General features: G+C 39.5%; 24 protein-coding genes. 10 read left to right on the top strand and 14 right to left on the bottom strand.

From position 1 onward, the window contains the following. Window positions 1–186: 186 nt before the first annotated feature. The 5 genes from rimO to rpmB all read right to left on the bottom strand — a co-directional run bounded on the left by rimO (window position 187) and on the right by rpmB (window position 3,349). Entirely contained in the window at window positions 187–1,524 is a 1,338-nt protein-coding gene (gene rimO / locus AAW12_RS05445) for a 30S ribosomal protein S12 methylthiotransferase RimO (protein WP_046672599.1), read from the bottom strand. A gap of 18 nt (window positions 1,525–1,542) precedes the next feature. Continuing rightward, entirely contained in the window at window positions 1,543–2,505 is a 963-nt protein-coding gene (gene ftsY, locus AAW12_RS05440; RefSeq protein ID WP_046672598.1) for a signal recognition particle-docking protein FtsY, read from the bottom strand. Window positions 2,506–2,643: 138 nt separating this feature from the next. Continuing rightward, the gene (locus AAW12_RS26030; RefSeq protein WP_070562566.1) at window positions 2,644–2,805 is read right to left on the bottom strand and encodes a DUF4295 domain-containing protein; all 162 of its coding nucleotides are present in this window, start codon (window positions 2,803–2,805) and stop codon (window positions 2,644–2,646) included. A gap of 51 nt (window positions 2,806–2,856) precedes the next feature. Then, the gene (gene rpmG / locus AAW12_RS05435; protein ID WP_002998409.1) at window positions 2,857–3,039 is read right to left on the bottom strand and encodes a 50S ribosomal protein L33; all 183 of its coding nucleotides are present in this window, start codon (window positions 3,037–3,039) and stop codon (window positions 2,857–2,859) included. A gap of 76 nt (window positions 3,040–3,115) precedes the next feature. Then, the gene (rpmB, locus tag AAW12_RS05430; protein WP_046672597.1) at window positions 3,116–3,349 is read right to left on the bottom strand and encodes a 50S ribosomal protein L28; all 234 of its coding nucleotides are present in this window, start codon (window positions 3,347–3,349) and stop codon (window positions 3,116–3,118) included. A gap of 217 nt (window positions 3,350–3,566) precedes the next feature. Between rpmB and AAW12_RS05425 the strand changes: the two genes are divergently transcribed. The 3 genes from AAW12_RS05425 to AAW12_RS05415 all read left to right on the top strand — a co-directional run bounded on the left by AAW12_RS05425 (window position 3,567) and on the right by AAW12_RS05415 (window position 5,245). Continuing rightward, window positions 3,567–3,818, top strand: coding sequence for a hypothetical protein (locus AAW12_RS05425; protein ID WP_046672596.1), 252 nt, complete (start codon window positions 3,567–3,569; stop codon window positions 3,816–3,818). Further along, window positions 3,802–4,524, top strand: coding sequence for a DNA repair protein RecO (gene recO, locus AAW12_RS05420; protein ID WP_046672595.1), 723 nt, complete (start codon window positions 3,802–3,804; stop codon window positions 4,522–4,524). Before AAW12_RS05425 ends, recO begins: the two co-directional genes overlap by 17 nt. A gap of 232 nt (window positions 4,525–4,756) precedes the next feature. Further along, the gene (locus AAW12_RS05415; protein ID WP_084823087.1) at window positions 4,757–5,245 is read left to right on the top strand and encodes a DUF805 domain-containing protein; all 489 of its coding nucleotides are present in this window, start codon (window positions 4,757–4,759) and stop codon (window positions 5,243–5,245) included. 151 nt (window positions 5,246–5,396) lie between these two features. Here the strand turns inward: AAW12_RS05415 and AAW12_RS05410 are convergent, their stop codons facing one another. Both AAW12_RS05410 and AAW12_RS05405 read right to left on the bottom strand, forming a co-directional pair. Next, window positions 5,397–5,591, bottom strand: a complete 195-nt coding sequence (locus AAW12_RS05410; RefSeq protein ID WP_046672594.1) for a hypothetical protein — start codon at window positions 5,589–5,591, stop codon at window positions 5,397–5,399. A 175-nt stretch (window positions 5,592–5,766) separates the two neighbouring features. Next, a complete protein-coding gene (locus AAW12_RS05405) occupies window positions 5,767–5,958 on the bottom strand; it encodes a cold-shock protein (protein WP_046672593.1) in 192 nt (63 codons plus the stop codon). Window positions 5,959–6,120: 162 nt separating this feature from the next. Here AAW12_RS05405 and AAW12_RS05400 point away from each other — a divergent pair, with 162 nt between their 5' ends. The 6 genes from AAW12_RS05400 (at window position 6,121) to gcvT (ending at window position 10,515) form a co-directional block, all read left to right on the top strand. Next, window positions 6,121–6,837: an SIMPL domain-containing protein gene (locus tag AAW12_RS05400; RefSeq protein WP_046672592.1), complete on the top strand. Its 717-nt coding sequence runs from the start codon at window positions 6,121–6,123 to the stop codon at window positions 6,835–6,837. A gap of 2 nt (window positions 6,838–6,839) precedes the next feature. Beyond that, window positions 6,840–7,337 (top strand): DUF4112 domain-containing protein, encoded by a 498-nt coding sequence (locus AAW12_RS05395; protein WP_046672591.1) that lies wholly within the window; start codon window positions 6,840–6,842, stop codon window positions 7,335–7,337. A 140-nt stretch (window positions 7,338–7,477) separates the two neighbouring features. Continuing rightward, window positions 7,478–7,846: a DUF4359 domain-containing protein gene (locus AAW12_RS05390; RefSeq protein ID WP_046672590.1), complete on the top strand. Its 369-nt coding sequence runs from the start codon at window positions 7,478–7,480 to the stop codon at window positions 7,844–7,846. Between the two features lies 1 nt (window position 7,847). Beyond that, window positions 7,848–8,540, top strand: a complete 693-nt coding sequence (locus tag AAW12_RS05385) for a pseudouridine synthase (protein WP_046672589.1) — start codon at window positions 7,848–7,850, stop codon at window positions 8,538–8,540. Beyond that, the gene (locus tag AAW12_RS05380) at window positions 8,534–9,352 is read left to right on the top strand and encodes a DUF6929 family protein (RefSeq protein WP_046672588.1); all 819 of its coding nucleotides are present in this window, start codon (window positions 8,534–8,536) and stop codon (window positions 9,350–9,352) included. The genes AAW12_RS05385 and AAW12_RS05380 overlap by 7 nt, the downstream gene beginning before the upstream one ends. A gap of 80 nt (window positions 9,353–9,432) precedes the next feature. Next, the gene (gcvT, locus tag AAW12_RS05375; RefSeq protein WP_046672587.1) at window positions 9,433–10,515 is read left to right on the top strand and encodes a glycine cleavage system aminomethyltransferase GcvT; all 1,083 of its coding nucleotides are present in this window, start codon (window positions 9,433–9,435) and stop codon (window positions 10,513–10,515) included. A 33-nt stretch (window positions 10,516–10,548) separates the two neighbouring features. Here gcvT and AAW12_RS05370 read toward each other — a convergent pair whose 3' ends face one another. The 3 genes from AAW12_RS05370 to AAW12_RS05360 are packed head-to-tail and all read right to left on the bottom strand — an operon-like array spanning window position 10,549 to window position 11,396. Beyond that, window positions 10,549–10,779, bottom strand: a complete 231-nt coding sequence (locus tag AAW12_RS05370; protein WP_046672586.1) for a DUF6358 family protein — start codon at window positions 10,777–10,779, stop codon at window positions 10,549–10,551. Between the two features lies 1 nt (window position 10,780). Beyond that, on the bottom strand, window positions 10,781–11,080 hold the full coding sequence (locus AAW12_RS05365) for a hypothetical protein (protein ID WP_046672585.1): 300 nt from the start codon (window positions 11,078–11,080) through the stop codon (window positions 10,781–10,783). Between the two features lies 1 nt (window position 11,081). Then, window positions 11,082–11,396: a rhodanese-like domain-containing protein gene (locus AAW12_RS05360; RefSeq protein WP_046672584.1), complete on the bottom strand. Its 315-nt coding sequence runs from the start codon at window positions 11,394–11,396 to the stop codon at window positions 11,082–11,084. 247 nt (window positions 11,397–11,643) lie between these two features. Between AAW12_RS05360 and AAW12_RS05355 the strand changes: the two genes are divergently transcribed. Next, window positions 11,644–12,948, top strand: a complete 1,305-nt coding sequence (locus tag AAW12_RS05355; protein WP_046672583.1) for a M20/M25/M40 family metallo-hydrolase — start codon at window positions 11,644–11,646, stop codon at window positions 12,946–12,948. Window positions 12,949–12,957: 9 nt separating this feature from the next. Here the strand turns inward: AAW12_RS05355 and AAW12_RS05350 are convergent, their stop codons facing one another. From AAW12_RS05350 to AAW12_RS05335, 4 genes are read right to left on the bottom strand one after another with little or no spacing between them, the layout of a single operon-like run. Further along, on the bottom strand, window positions 12,958–13,446 hold the full coding sequence (locus tag AAW12_RS05350; protein WP_046672582.1) for a GNAT family N-acetyltransferase: 489 nt from the start codon (window positions 13,444–13,446) through the stop codon (window positions 12,958–12,960). Further along, window positions 13,443–14,021 (bottom strand): hypothetical protein, encoded by a 579-nt coding sequence (locus AAW12_RS05345; protein WP_046672581.1) that lies wholly within the window; start codon window positions 14,019–14,021, stop codon window positions 13,443–13,445. Before AAW12_RS05345 ends, AAW12_RS05350 begins: the two co-directional genes overlap by 4 nt. A gap of 7 nt (window positions 14,022–14,028) precedes the next feature. Continuing rightward, entirely contained in the window at window positions 14,029–15,219 is a 1,191-nt protein-coding gene (locus AAW12_RS05340) for a M20 family metallopeptidase (protein WP_046672637.1), read from the bottom strand. A gap of 13 nt (window positions 15,220–15,232) precedes the next feature. Beyond that, a complete protein-coding gene (locus AAW12_RS05335) occupies window positions 15,233–15,691 on the bottom strand; it encodes an SPOR domain-containing protein (RefSeq protein WP_046672580.1) in 459 nt (152 codons plus the stop codon). Window positions 15,692–15,703: the final 12 nt, after the last annotated feature.

The raw sequence follows: 15,703 nt of genomic DNA, 5'->3' as shown, positions 1-15,703 counted from the left end.
GTTTAAAATGGGGATTGTACGCTTACAAATGTATCTAGTTTGCGTCGACAAAATAGTGATTTTTCGCAAAATGCTTGTCCCACTTTTAAATTATATCATTTCACTGACAATTGCCTATAAACAAACGGGCCTCCTTTGAATAAAGGAGGCCCGTTTGTTTATAGTATTAGCGATAAGCTGTTAAACTTATTTCCTTACAATCTCACCATATAGATCGAAATCTTCAGCTCGGTCGATTTTTACCTGAACAAAATCACCAATTCGTGCATAGGTATCTGCAGCAGGAATCAAGACCTCATTGTCGACCTCCGGAGAATCGTATTCTGTCCGGCCAATAAAGTAATCGCCATCTACCCGATCAACCAGCACTTTATAGGTATTACCGACTTTGGACTGATTGATATCGTACGAAATACCTTGCTGTACTTCCATGATAGCTTCCACTCGTTCTTCTTTTACTTCCTGTGGCACATTATCCTCCAAAGAATGTGCGTGCGTCTTTTCTTCATGAGAATAGGTAAAACACCCTAACCTGTCAAAACGGGTCTCTTCAACCCAATCCAACATCTCCTGAAAATCCTGTTCAGTTTCACCTGGATAACCACAAATTAATGTTGTACGCAACGCGATATCTGGAACCTTGTCACGTATTGCGTTGACAAGATCGATCTGTTTCTGTTTCGTTGTACCTCTGCGCATAGACTTCAACATTGGATCAGAAATATGCTGCAATGGCATATCCAAGTAATTACAGATATTCGAACGTTCGTTCATTGCATCCAAAATATCCATTGGGAAGCCGGAAGGGTATGCATATTGAAGCCGGATCCATTCGATTCCATCGACGTCCGACAAATGACGCATTAAATCAGAAAGATTGCGTTTTCCGTAGATATCGAGACCGTAATAAGTGAGATCCTGTGCGATTAAAATTAATTCTTTTGTCCCATTAGAAGCTAAATATTTTGCCTCTTTGACAAGATCGTCAATGGATTTGGAAACGTGTTTACCACGCATTAAGGGAATTGCACAGAAAGAACAAGGGCGGTTACACCCTTCTGCAATCTTAAAATAAGAAAAATGCGAAGGCGTTGTCAATAAGCGCTCTCCCAACAATTCGTGTCGATAATCAGCTCCAATGGTTGACAACAGATCCGGTAGATCATTTGTACCGAAAAAGGCATCAACATTGGGGATTTCAGCCTGTAACTCCGGCTTATATCGTTCAGAAAGACAGCCTGTAACGATCACTTTGTTAATTTTACCCTGATCTTTTAGATCCGAATATTGTAAGATCGCATCAATTGATTCCTGTTTGGCATTATCTATAAAACCGCAGGTATTGATTACGACAATATCATTCTCCTGTATATTGGATGCTTCATGCACGACTTCCATCTGATTGCCCTTTAACTGGCCCATCAGGACTTCACTATCGTGAATATTTTTCGAACAGCCCAATGTTACCACATTGACGCGTGGTTTATTAATCAAAGGAGCTGGTTTCGCGTATTTTGTCTTCATATGATTAGACGGTAGACTCTATTTGAAAAGGGAGTCGACAAATTCCTTTTTGTTAAACAACTGAAGATCACCAATTTTCTCTCCTACACCAATATATTTCACCGGGATCTTAAATTGATCAGATATACCAATAACCACCCCGCCTTTAGCCGTTCCATCGAGTTTAGTCAATGCTAAGGCGTTCACATCAGTTGCCTGTGTAAATTGCGTGCATTGTTCAATGGCGTTTTGCCCTGTCGATGCATCCAAGACCAACAAGATTTCATGTGGTGCCCCAGGAACAACCTTCTGCATAACATTCTTGATCTTCGTGAGCTCATTCATTAGGCCAACCTTATTGTGCAAACGGCCTGCGGTATCAATGATACACACATCTTCGCCATTTGCTACTGCCGATTTCACGGTATCATAAGCCACTGAAGCAGGATCCGAGCCCATGGCCTGAGCGACAACACGCACGCCAACACGCTCACCCCATAATTTAAGTTGATCAACAGCAGCCGCCCGAAACGTATCCGCTGCCCCCAACACAACTTTGCTTCCAGCTTGTTTCAGCTGATGGGCTAGTTTGCCAATAGTGGTTGTTTTGCCAACCCCATTGACACCTACAACCATAATGACGTATGGTTTATGATCGCCATAATTGAAGTTCTCGAAATCAGCACTATTGTTTTCTGCCAGCAGCGTTTGAATTTCTTCTTTCAGGAGATTGTTGAGCTCAGAAGTAGAAACGTACTTATCTCGGGCAACACGGGCCTGTATGCGATCAATGATTTTTAAGGTGGTCGTAACCCCAACATCAGAAGTAACCAAAACTTCTTCCAGATTATCCAGTACATCGTCATCTACTGTTGACTTACCAACGACAGCCTTTGTAATCTTAGAAAGAAAGCCTTCTTTTGTTTTTTCCAAACCTTTATCTAAGGCCTGTTCTTCTTCTTGTGTTTGTGGTTTTTTCTTAAAAAAATCAAATAATCCCATGGAGTGTTTAGTGAAAATTGATGTTCAAATATAAACAAATGTCCTCAACAAAAAAAGCCCTTTCGGTAGGATACCAAAACGGCTATTTTTATCGAATTCTTTTTAAAGAAAAACTTTAAAAAAGGAAAATGCTACTCGTTATTTTTGAGCTGCAGCAACGACGTCTTTCACTTTATCGTTGTGAACCATACCTTCTTTGAAAGTATACGCGCCAGTTTTTGCAGATTTAGTAGTAATAATAACCTTTGTAAATTCTTTACCGCCACCTTTTTGTAACGATGCAACTGCTTTCTTTGCCATGGTATATTAATATTTTACTTAGCCTCTTTTTCAAGTGCCAAGATGTGTGACTTACTTAATTTCTTTATGAACAGTAACTTTTCTCAATACTGGGTTGAATTTTTTCAATTCCAAACGCTCAGTTGTGTTCTTTTTGTTTTTAGTAGTGATGTAACGAGACATTCCCGGAAGACCACTTTCTTTGTGTTCAGTACATTCTAAGATAACCTGTACTCTATTTCCTTTTTTAGCCATTGTTTTACTTTATTTTGAATCCTCTTAAGGATTGAAATTTCATGAATAATCTTAATCTAACAGGCGAAACAATCAATTAGATTGAACCTTTAACGATAAATTTATTGATCGCTGCTGTAATCCCGTTCTTGTTGATAGTTTTGATAGCAGAAGTAGATACTTTCAATGTAATCCAACGATCTTCTTCTGGAATGTAAAAACGTTTAGTTTGTAAATTTGGATAGAATTTACGTTTAGTTTTAACGTTTGAGTGAGAAACGTTATTTCCTGTTAACGCCGCTTTGCCTGTTAAATCACAAATTCTTGACATGATATTATTTTTTTGTTGTCTTTATTACAATATGTTAATCCTTTGCACTCTCTGCAAAGAGTTTGCAAATATCTATATTTTTTTTTAGATAAGCAACAAGATAATTGGAATTATTTTTAAAAATAGTTCTACACAGGAAGGGTAAGGGCAAAAATAAAGGATTTTATTGTATTATATTTGCTCTGTAAAGAAAAATAGTTTTCAACAATTCACATTTATGAACAAATATCTTCGCAAGGGCTTAAGGGAAATAATCATTGGTGTCGTACTTGTAATCTTAGGATATTACCTCATGGAACAACGCTCCAACTGGTATAAACTTGCTATGCTTGTCGGAGTTATTGTATTTAGTATCGGTGTCCTGACTTTGATCTATCGCATGATTCGTAAAGTAGACCGAAATGCCATTATGGAGATGCGCGAAGAATCGCATAAAAAAGAGAAAGAAGGAGATGCTGATCAAAACTAGGGGTATTGTCCTAAAAACAACCAACTATTCGGAGAGTAGCCTTGTTGCGCAGATATACACGGAACAGTTTGGGATGCAATCCTATCTCATTACGGGCGCAAGGAAGCCTAAAGCAAAGATCAAGGCCAATATTCTTCAACCCTTACATTTACTGGAAATTGTCGCTACACATAAAGATAATGGTTCATTACAACGGATATCCGAAGCGCGTCAAGTCCCTGTTTTGCAAGAAATACCTTATGACATTGTTAAAAGCTCACTTGCCCTTTTTCTCAATGAAATACTCTATAAAATTCTGAAGGAACAAGAAAATGACCATTATCTTTTTGAGTTCATCCACCAGTCTGTCCGCTGGCTAGATGAAACGCATTTAAATCTGGCCAATTTCCATCTTGTTTTTTTAATCAAGCTAACACGCTTTCTCGGGTTTTATCCCGCTGAATCAAAACAGCCCCGCCCTTATTTTAATCTTCATGAAGCTACCTTTTCCGATAGCCTTCCTGAACATCCACTTGTATTGCAGGAACCGCATACGTCAATTTTCAGAAATTTAATCGAATCCGAATATTCAAACTGCGACCGCATCAAAATGACCGCTTCTGATCGGCAATTCCTGCTGGAAAAAGTGCTCGACTTCTATCGTCTCCACCGCACAAATTTTAAAGAAATAAAATCGCTGTATATACTCGAAGAGATTTTTAGATAAGCTACGCACAGCTTTCTCCTTTGAAAGCGAATTCTATGCTGCCTTTAGATCCAAAACAGGCAGATGAACGCGGCTATTCTTTTGCCCAAGCGCAGCAACTATAGCTCTTCCAAACACTTACCCTTTTATAATAATTGATCTCTCGGATAAATTCTTGGTACATTTATTGTAACAAAATTGAAATAACATTTTGATTTACTAACATCATTTTCACCTAAAAAAGTCTTAAAATATGGAACTTAAAGAAAACTTTTTAAAGGTTGTTCGAGACAACTATGCCAACTTTGAAGGAAGGGCTCGCCGTAAGGAATATTGGATGTTTTTCCTTGCAAATCTCATCATTAGCGCAGTATTTGCAATACTTGGACAAATTGCAAGCTTATTTACGTATGTCTCAGGTTTAGTAAGTTTAGCTTTACTAATTCCCGGGATAGCCGTTACGGTCCGAAGATTACATGACACCAATAAATCAGGCTGGTTTATATTAGTTGCATTGATTCCATTTATTGGTTGGATCTACCTGCTTTACTTATTGGTACTGGAAGGCGACAAGGCTTCAAATCAATATGGTCCAGATCCCAAAGCGCTGGAAAACGCAACAAATCATCCTTTTACACAAAGCCAAGATCCCTTCGGTTCTTCTCGGCCACAGGACCCATTTGGAAGTTCACAACCATCAAATCCTACGCCACCAGCACCTGATAAAGATCCTTTTGCTTAGATGCTAACAGCATAAAAAAAGCTTTCACAATTGTGAAAGCTTTTTTTATATTATTTTGCTTCTTCTCTATACCACATCAATGGTCGTCAAAAGAAAATATTCGATAGCCTACAAACATGTATACGCTCGTCGAATGCAATCCAATAAAAAATTAATGTCTATGCTTTTTCTTTTGTTGTCCTGGAGCAAAATCACGTGCCGACTGCTCACCATAGTATTTTTTAGCATGCCCAGGAGGCATTCTTTTCGGACCACGGCCATGACCATGGTGATGATGGGCAGAATAACAGGCCGACATGGATAGCGCAATAACAACAGACAGCCCCAATACTAGAATACGTTTCATCTTCACTAACTATTTTTAAATATCCTATTACAATTATCAGTCCAAATTATTTACTCAAGCAAGTAAACACGCCCTGTCGCAGAATATCCTTTTCTAAGAGCCAGATTTCCCATAAAATAAAAAAGCCCATGCTGTTCGCATAGGCCTTTTCACAATAAATATATCTTGAATCTAATTAGATAACTCTTACATTTACCGCATTAAGACCTTTACGGCCTTGTTCAACTTCGTAAGATACATTGTCATTCTCACGAACTTTGTCTACTAATCCAGAAACGTGAACAAAAATTTCGCTCTCGCCTGAGTTAGGGATGATGAAACCGAAACCTTTGGTCTCATTAAAGAATTTTACTTTACCTTCTTGCATGGCACTATATTATTAATTTCCCTAAAGGTAGAGAAATAAAATCAAAAATCTTAACCTTTTTATTTTTTTTATCCGTTAAACTTTTTCATAAACTTTGGCTCCAATCTTGTAGCAATGCGATAATGGCAATCGTATTATTATAAAAAGTTAAAGACGAAAAATATGAAAAAAATACTATTAGGACTAGCCTTTTTAGGTTTGATGACCCAAGTAAACGCGCAACAAATGGTTAATAAAGAATTTGTATCTACGGTAGGCCGTGCAGAAGAAGAAGTAACACCAGATATTATCTATATTGATGTTACCCTAAAAGAGTTTTATGAGAACGGTAACACGAAGAAAAAGGCCGCAATAGAAAAGCTAGAAAAAGATCTGTTCGATTCGGCGACAAAAGCGGGTGTAAAAAAAGAAGATTTTACCATCCAGAATATCTGGAGCTATAATGTTCCGGATAAAAAGAAAAAAGACACCGATATCTTGCTCTCCAGACAATACCGTATTAAGGTAACCAACTTGAACAATTTGGGCCAACTATTAGACGGTGTTGACAAAGCCGGTATCCAAAGCACCTATATTAGCGAATATGATTATTCAAAGAAAAAGGAGTTGGAAAAAAGTTTAAAAACCAAGGCGGTATTGGATGCAAAAGTCAATGCTCAAATTTTGGCAGAAGCCGCAGGCCAAAAAATTGGTAAAGCGATCGTATTATCTGAAACACCACAACAAATTATATTTGGCGTACAACCGATGATGCGTAATGCCATGTATAAAGGTGCTATGGCCGAAGCAGCAGACAGCGCTGGTGACAGTGGGTTAGATTTAAATATCAGACCGATGAAAGTTACGAGTGAAATCAGCGCTTCATTTGAGTTATTGTAATCATGCATAGGGAAAAAACTCCAGCAGATAAATTAAAACAAATTGACCAAGATTTCGGTTGGATTGACCGAATATCTTGGTTAATGGATAATCAATTCAAGATTGGAAACTTTCGCTTCGGACTGGATCCAGTCTTGAATCTCATCCCCTTAGGTGGCGCGATAGCGGGCTTCGGAACTTCCCTGGTTCTTGTCATAGCCATGTGGCGTAACGGTGCCAGTCCAAAATTAGTCATACGCATGTTGCTCAATATCTCGATTGATGCCGTTTTGGGTAGCATTCCTTTCCTCGGAAACTTTTTTGATTTTTTTAGCAAGGCCAATGAAAAGAACATCAAATTATTACGACAACATTACTACGAAGGCAAGCATTCAGGCTCGGGTATCGGTATAATCATCAGTATTCTAACGGTCTTCTTCTTATTCATCGGTGTTACATTTTATCTTATCTGGACGTTGTTCTCTTGGGCATTCTCGCTATTGAATACCCTCGGATTCTAAATAAACCTCCTTGCTTCACCTATAGGGCAGAATCCTTCGCATTTCTCTTAAAACAGTTGCCCATATCTAATATCTATTTAATAATTTTGATCGCGATAGTCATCGTGTTATGACATCCAGAACTTAATCTCAAATTTAAAATGAGCAAAAAAAGAATATTTTCACTGATTTTGATCGTCATCATGCTGGCCGCAATTTTGACTAACCCAAGCAAAGAGGAACACGAAAAGGTTGTACGCGCGAAAGCTGAACAGCTATTGAAAAGCCAGCTTCATGCGAAAGATCAAGAGTTTTTCGGATTGGGGATGCAGCTCTTCGGAAATGACATCGTCGATAAATTTATCCAAAGTTCCGTTGTGGTCGACAACTACTATTTGTTTTCGCTAACCAAAATAAAATGGCAGGGTACAGAACAGATTATCGGTGGCGGAGCTTTTAAATACATCTGGCTGAGCCCAAAAATTGATGAAAAGGCCGACGAAATTATTGCTGCATTGAAAAAGATTTAACATGCCTTTAGAAATACTTTATCAAGACGAATCCATCGTTGCAATCAATAAACCACATGGACTATTGGTGCACCGATCTGCTATTGCGCGCGATGCTTCAGCGTTTGCCCTACAGCTCCTTCGGGACCAATTAGGAAAAACCGTTTATCCCGCACATCGTTTGGACCGGAAGACCGGAGGCATTCTGTTATTTTCATTAAACAAGGAGACGGACCAATACTTACAAAAAAGTTTTCAGGAGCGTAAGATCAACAAAAAATACCTCGCTGTTCTGAGGGGCTTCGCGCCAGCAGAAGGCCTGATTGACTATCCCTTAAAAAGGGACGATGGCACCGTTCAGGAAGCACAAACATCTTTTCGCTTACTTGCTCAAGGCGAGTTGGCCGTTCCCTTCGGAAAATTTCCGACAGCACGATACAGTCTCGTCGAAGCCAACCCAATTACAGGTCGTATGCATCAGTTACGTCGCCATTTTGCGCATATCTTTCATCCCATTATCGGCGATCGCCCGCATGGATGCAATAAACAAAACAAGTTCTGGAAAGAAGCCTACCAAATGGATACCATGCTATTGCATGCCTCGGAGCTGACCTTTAAACATCCTTTATCGGGCGAAGACGTTCATATCAAAGCGCCCCTACAACCCGATTTCATCCGGGTATTGGAAATATTAAACCTCAACGCGATATGTTAAAATTGATTCTCGAAGCCTTTATCAGCATATCCGGTATTACCGCAGCTTCTGGTATTGTCTATCAGGATAGGCAAATCCATATCGTTTCTGACAATAGCAATTATATCTACAGCTATAGTATCACAGACCAAAAGTTGTCAAAAACGGCACTACGGCAGTCTGATCCAATGGAAAATAGGGCTAAAGCAGCTAAAATGGATTTGGAATCGATCACTTTCGATGGAAGCCGCTATTATCTCTATGGTTCTGGTTCTACCCCAAACAGAAACACTCGTTTTATTTGGGACGGCAAAACAGTCCTTCAGGAAGACTACAGTAACATCTATTCTTCCTTAATGGAAAAATTCAATATTTCCAAAGAAGACTTCAATATTGAAGGCGTAGTTCATTTAAAAGATAAGATCTTATTTTTTAACCGGGGAAATGGCCCTAAAGGCATAAATGCCATTTTAGAGTATCATCCGCTTGCTGCCGAACAATCCCGCTGTATCCCGATTGAACTACCCAAGCTCAATGGTATATCGACAGGTTTCTCAGATGCGACCCTGGTTGGAAATGAAATCTATTTTATTGCTACTGCCGAAAATGCAAAATCGACTTATCTGGATGGAGAAATCAGTGGTTCTCTTCTTGGAAAAATACCTTCCGATCTTTCCGGCAAACCCGAGACATTCGAAATTCCCGAAAAGCATAAATTTGAAGGAATCACATTGAAAGAGGAAACGGCCCAAGGCCTAATGTTCCTGCTATGTGAAGATACCGATAGCGAAGATGATTATATGACCATCTATTCGCTCCGGGTAAGCAATTAAATCGATTGTTCTAAAATGGATTCACAGTGAGGAATCACGTATATTTTATTAAATTTGTAGCTGATTAAAACTTAATTTTTATGTTAAAAAATACTGCCCTTTCGGAGACGCACATTGCTTTAGGAGCAAAAATGGTTCCCTTTGCAGGCTTCAACATGCCCGTACAATACACAGGCATCAATGATGAGCACGAAACAGTTCGCACAGGTGTAGGAGTTTTTGATGTAAGCCACATGGGTGAATTCATCCTAAAAGGGGAAAAAGCCCTGGATCTACTTCAAAAAATCTCTTCCAATGATGTGTCAAAATTATACGATGGCAAAGTTCAATATGCTTATATCCCCAATGAAACTGGCGGTGTAGTTGATGACTTCCTAACCTACCGTATAGACGATAAGACATATTTTTTGGTTGTAAATGCGTCAAATATTGAGAAAGACTGGAACTGGATCTCCAAGTACAATACAGCTGGTGTGGAGATGAAAAATATCTCTGATCAAACCTCTTTATTTGCGGTACAAGGTCCTAAGGCTGCGGATGCACTTCAATCGCTTACAGACATCGAATTAGCTCCAATGGAATACTATACCTTTGCAAAAGGTACATTTGCGGGCGTAGAAAATGTGTTGGTTTCCGCAACAGGATATACGGGAGCTGGAGGTTTTGAAATCTATGTAGCCAATGAAGATGCCCAAAAAGTATGGGATGCTATTTTCGAAGCCGGTAAAGCTTATGGAATCAAACCAATTGGTTTAGGTGCCCGTGATACTTTACGTCTGGAAATGGGTTTCTGTCTATACGGAAATGACATTGACGATAATACATCTCCTTTAGAAGGCGGTTTAGGCTGGGTCACCAAGTTTACAAAAGACTTTGTGAATTCCGCAGCACTTAAAGCAGAGAAAGAAGCTGGTCTAAAGAAAAAGCTTGTTGGTTTCGAAATGATTGACAGAGGTATTCCTCGTCATGATTACGAAATCGCTGATGCTGATGGAAATGTAATTGGACGTGTGACTTCAGGTACGCAATCACCAACATTGAAAAAATCAATCGGTTTAGGTTATGTGGATACAGCCTTTTCAAAAGACGGCACCGAGATCTTCATTCTAATCCGCAATCAAAAAATAAAAGCAAAAGTAACAAAACCACCATTTGTGAAGTAATAAAAAAAGCCTGCTTAAAGCAGGCTTTTTTTATTACTTCTTCTTTTGTTTTGTAGTAGGTTGTTGTTTACCGCTTTCTTTTTGCTGAATAAGTGATCGAACCCGCTTGCTTAAAACAACACGGAGATAGATCAAAACCACCAGAAAGGCGATGGATAATCCCGTTACCAGCATGTTGCCGGCCTTATACCCTTCAAAACCACTGTAAACTAAAAATACAATAGCCAAACTCAACACTATATTTAGAAAAAAATACTTTAACATATCACTTTTTTATTAATCCCAATACCCGCTGTCTCCATCCGCCAAAGAAATAGAATGCTCCACCAACAATGTTTAATAAAACAATTGTCAAAGCCATCAGCATCCTTTCTGTGTTAGAAATTGTCCTCGAAAGCATGATTTCCCGTAGAACCAATATTACCCATAGGAGAGACAATAGAATGGAAAGGCTACCTAATATGGGGAATATACCAAGGTTAAATAATCGCGCTAAAATAGCTACGCTATAAAAAGCAAGACTAAACAAGAAAGCTTGCTTAGTCTGATGCTCCAAATTTTTCATCTTAATAAACGTCTAACTCTGGATCGATTTCCTCTTTCCAAGCTAAAATTCCGCCTTTTAAATTTGCAAGATTTTCAAAACCCTGTTGTTCCAATAACATAATCGCCTGTGCAGAACGTTTTCCAGAACGGCATTGTACGATAACAGGTTTATCTTTCGCAATCTTATCAGCTTCGATCAGTATACCTGAAAGTGGAATATTCAATCCATTTAAATTGGATACTTCATACTCAAAGGATTCACGAACGTCTATCAACTGAAAATCTTCGTTGTTATCGATTTTATTCTTTAATTCTTGTACAGATACTTCTTTCATTTTCAAACAATTTAATAGTCAAATATACTACATTTTTTCCGAAAGTGTTCGCTTTCATGGATGCTCAAAATCAGTTGATGTTGCTAAGAATAGCCTCATTTTTTAGTGTAATAACGGCATTAGAAATGTTAGATGGGTTTTGCCTGTCATCGGATCATTTGAAATGGGTCATTTTAGGAAGTTTATTGTCTGCACGATTCGCTTGTAGAATTTTCCTTATCTTCACCCAGACTTTACTAAGCTTTATATGAATTCAATACCTAAAATTATACTGTCTATATCTTTACTTGCACTCTCGGCAGTAAGCTATGGACAGCAAGTTATTTCCGAGCAGGAACGCCAAGATGTGAGCCGCATACTCCATACCTTAGCCGCCGACGATATGCGGGGGAGATCGGCTTTGACAAAAGACATCGAACCAGCTGCAGATTTTATCGCTGCCGAAATGAAGAGAATAGGCCTCAGCCCCTACGCAGAACAAAATTACAGGCAAACATTCCAATTGGATAAAATCTCTCCCGTAAGCAAATCCGCAACCATCAATAAGCAGCTGATCCCAGCTGACCATATTATTTCACTTGGAAATCACGTGAATTTACAGTGGGACAATACAAACACCCATAACATTGTCGAAATAAAATCGGGCGATGATTTTGCGAAAGTATTTAGAGAACATTCTCTAGCCAAAGAAAATACACTTGTATTGGTAGATCCTTCCTTTGAAAGCTATTTTGTCCGTTTCGGTCAGATGCTCAACTCCCCTAAATTTATAGAGGAATCCACCAGGCAAAAACCATCAATTGTCTACCTTTTAACAGCGGAGAAACCCCAAACTTTTCAAATTCATATTGAACGGAAACTTCAAAATTTCCCCTTATTTAACGTGGCCGGAATCATCCCCGGAAAAAGTAAACCGAACGAATACGTTATCTTTTCGGGACATTACGATCATATTGGCATCCTTCAGGCAGTAGGCCAAGATTCTATTGCCAATGGCGCAGATGACGATGCCTCGGGCGTGACCGCAATGCTGACCCTTGCAGATTACTACAAAAAACAAAATAATAATGAAAGGACCCTTATTTTCGTCGCTTTTACGGCAGAAGAACTGGGCATGTATGGCTCAAAATATTTTTCCAACCACATCGATGCCGATCAGGTCGTGGCCATGATCAATATGGAAATGATCGGAAAAGATTCCAAATTCGGTCCCAATACAGTGTATATTACAGGATACGATCAGTCGAATCTTGGTGAATTAATGCAGGAAAATTTAAAAAACACAAATTTCCGATTCTATCCTGATCCATATACCAAACAAAATCTCTTTTATCGAAGCGATAATGCGGTATTGGCAGCCAAAGGTGTGCCTGCGCATTCATTTTCAACATCCCAAATGGATAAGGATGAATATTACCATACCGTAAAAGATGAAGTGTCTACATTAAATGTTCAGAATATCATTTCCAGTATAGAAGCGATCGCCATAGGCACCTCGGGAATTGTAACAGGCAAACAAACACCTTCACGGGTCGAAAAACTAAAAGATTAGGCGACAGGCCTAAGCTTTTACTTCTTTTTGCATGACATAATCGTTTAGAACATAATCATAATAAGGAATATCAATCGTTTCAATGACCTCAAAGCCCTGCTTCAAATAGAAATGGTAAGCAGGGTTATTTCTATTTACGTTCAATTCAAGAATCCCTTTACCCTTTAAGATGGTTTTTTCTGAAGCGAAGTCTATCAGCGCCTTTCCGAAGCCTTTTCCTTGCACATTGGGCATCAAATAGAGCTTTTCAATACGTACACGATCCTCAAGAGTTCGCAAGGCAATAAATCCCTGACCGATACCATCTTCTTTCAAGACATAAAAAAATTGGCCATTAACCATACTTTCTGCAAGTCCCTCAACGGTATAGCTTTTTTCGAGCATAAAGTCAATTTGATCTTGTGAAAGTATCTCTCCATAAGTAACAGGCCAAATACTATGCGCCATATTTGAAATGCTTCTGATATCGCTTTGTTCTGCCAATTCTATTGTTATCATGCAATCTTTTCTCCTATTAAAATGTATTTTATATGGGAAAATTTAAGGACAAATAAGCCGTCTTTTTCCATTTCGTATTCGTTGTCATTGATCTTAATCAAGCCTTCGTGCGTGTTTTTTTCATCAGCATCAAGCCCCTCAATTCGGATTCTCTCCCCTGTAGGCTTCCATTTGGTGAAGCCCGTTGTTACAAAACAATAGCGGACGCCCTTCGTGATCAGCACAATATTAATCTGCTCCAAATAGGGCCGGTAATAAGCCACATCAAGCTGATCAGTCAGGATATTCACCGCTTTGTATTGATGAGCTATCAGGTATTCTATCGCCGTCTTTAGAAAATCATTATCATAGGAAATGATCTTTAAATTTTCCTGTGAATCGTTAATGGACTTTTTTGTAAAAACGATATCGAACTTATAACCACGCGCATCCAATAAATCGATGGTTTCCGCCTCAATGACAATTGTGGGGCTCCATTCCAGCAACTGCCCCAAGCCCTCTTCGTCGATGAGGAAAAGGTTTTCAATCAGTAATGCAGGTTCCTGATTCTCTCGAACAATGTGATGAGATGACATATATAATTTAATAACCGAGCCTACGCAAGGTAATGTATGCCATCAACCCCGTACTAATCTCCAAAGAAGTCTCATCCACGTCAAAGGTCGGCGTATGGACAGCTGAAGAGATACCACGTGCTGCATTGCCTGTACCCAAACGATAGAAACAAGCATTAATTTCTTGTGAATAATAGGAAAAATCCTCCGCGGCAGGCCATAGATCTAAGTCTACAACATTTTCTTTTCCGAGATATTCTTCCGCAAATGTCCGTGCACTTTTTGTCAATTGGGGCTCATTGATTAGAAAAGGATATCCCTTACGCACTTCAAATTCACAAGTCGCTCCCATGCTTTCGGCAATGCTCACAGCAATTTTCACCATGCGCGCATGCGCTTCAGCACGCCATCCCTCATCAAATGTGCGAAATGTACCTTCCAGATAAACCTGATCAGGAATAATATTTGTGGCTCCATTGGCCATAATCTTTCCAAAAGATAGCACAGTCGGGGTACGCGGATCTGCAAATCGACTAGCAATCTGCTGCAAAGCAGTAATGATCTGCGCTGTAATAACAATTGGATCAATATTTTGATGCGGATGTGCTCCATGCCCGCCCCTGCCTTTGACTGTCATGAACAGCTCATCGCAGGAAGCCATATATTTTCCCTCACGGAAACCAACCTTGCCAACCTCAATAAAGGGCATCACATGCTGACCTATTATAGCTGAAGGGGCAGGATTCTGCAAAGCGCCCTCTTTGATCATTAAGGAAGCTCCTCCGGGTAAGCGCTCCTCACCTGGCTGGAAGATCAATTTGATCGTTCCTCCAAATTCGGCTTTCAGGCTATGCAATATTTTAGCTGTCCCCAAAAGAGAAGAGGTATGTACATCATGACCACAGGCATGCATCACTCCTGGGGTCTTGGATCCATATGAGCGCCCCTCCACTTCTTGAATTGGTAAAGCATCCATATCTGCGCGTAACGCGATAACTTCATCTGAAGGGAGATCACCAGTAATTAAAGCGACAATGCCCGTATCAGCTTTAGCCTCATAAGGAATTCCCAATTCATCCAATTGCGCTTTTACAAATGCCGAGGTATTGTATTCTTCGAAGGAAAGTTCAGGATTCTGATGAAGATGTCTACGATTGGAAACCGTATCTTCAAAATATTGATGAGCTAAGGCCAGGACTTTTTCTTTCGTACTTGCCATAAGGTTGATTGATTTATTGATATACAAAAACGTTCTCCGAAAAAACAAAGACGTTGCTAAAATATTGACGTAATTCGCGCATGAAGGCATTTGCTTCAGAGCGACTTCTAAAATCACCTACCTTGACGCGATAATTGGGTTCATCATAGGTGATATAGGTATCAATATCTTTATACATGCTTCGGAAACGTGTCTGCTCCGAAAATGCTTGATTCCGATTCGATCCAGCAAAGATCTGTACGCGGAATCCCCTTACTTTGACCCGCGTCGCCGCGGAGCGGACGATGGGTTTAGCAGGAACTACTGTCGCTTTGCTTTCGACAGGATTGATCCCCATAGCTGCCCTGAAATTTTGAAGCTGTGTAATCAATGAATCTTTGGTTACAATTACTCCACCTTTTTCTTGTGCGTTTACCTGAACTAGCGCAAACAACACAAGTGCATGTATGAAAATCAATCCTCTCTTCAGCATAGTTTAACCTTT

It is taken from the genome of Sphingobacterium sp. Ag1 (assembly GCF_000988325.1).
Lineage (GTDB): Bacteria > Bacteroidota > Bacteroidia > Sphingobacteriales > Sphingobacteriaceae > Sphingobacterium.
Note: the sequence above shows the minus strand (reverse complement) of the source record. Positions and strands in the feature narration are given on the sequence as shown.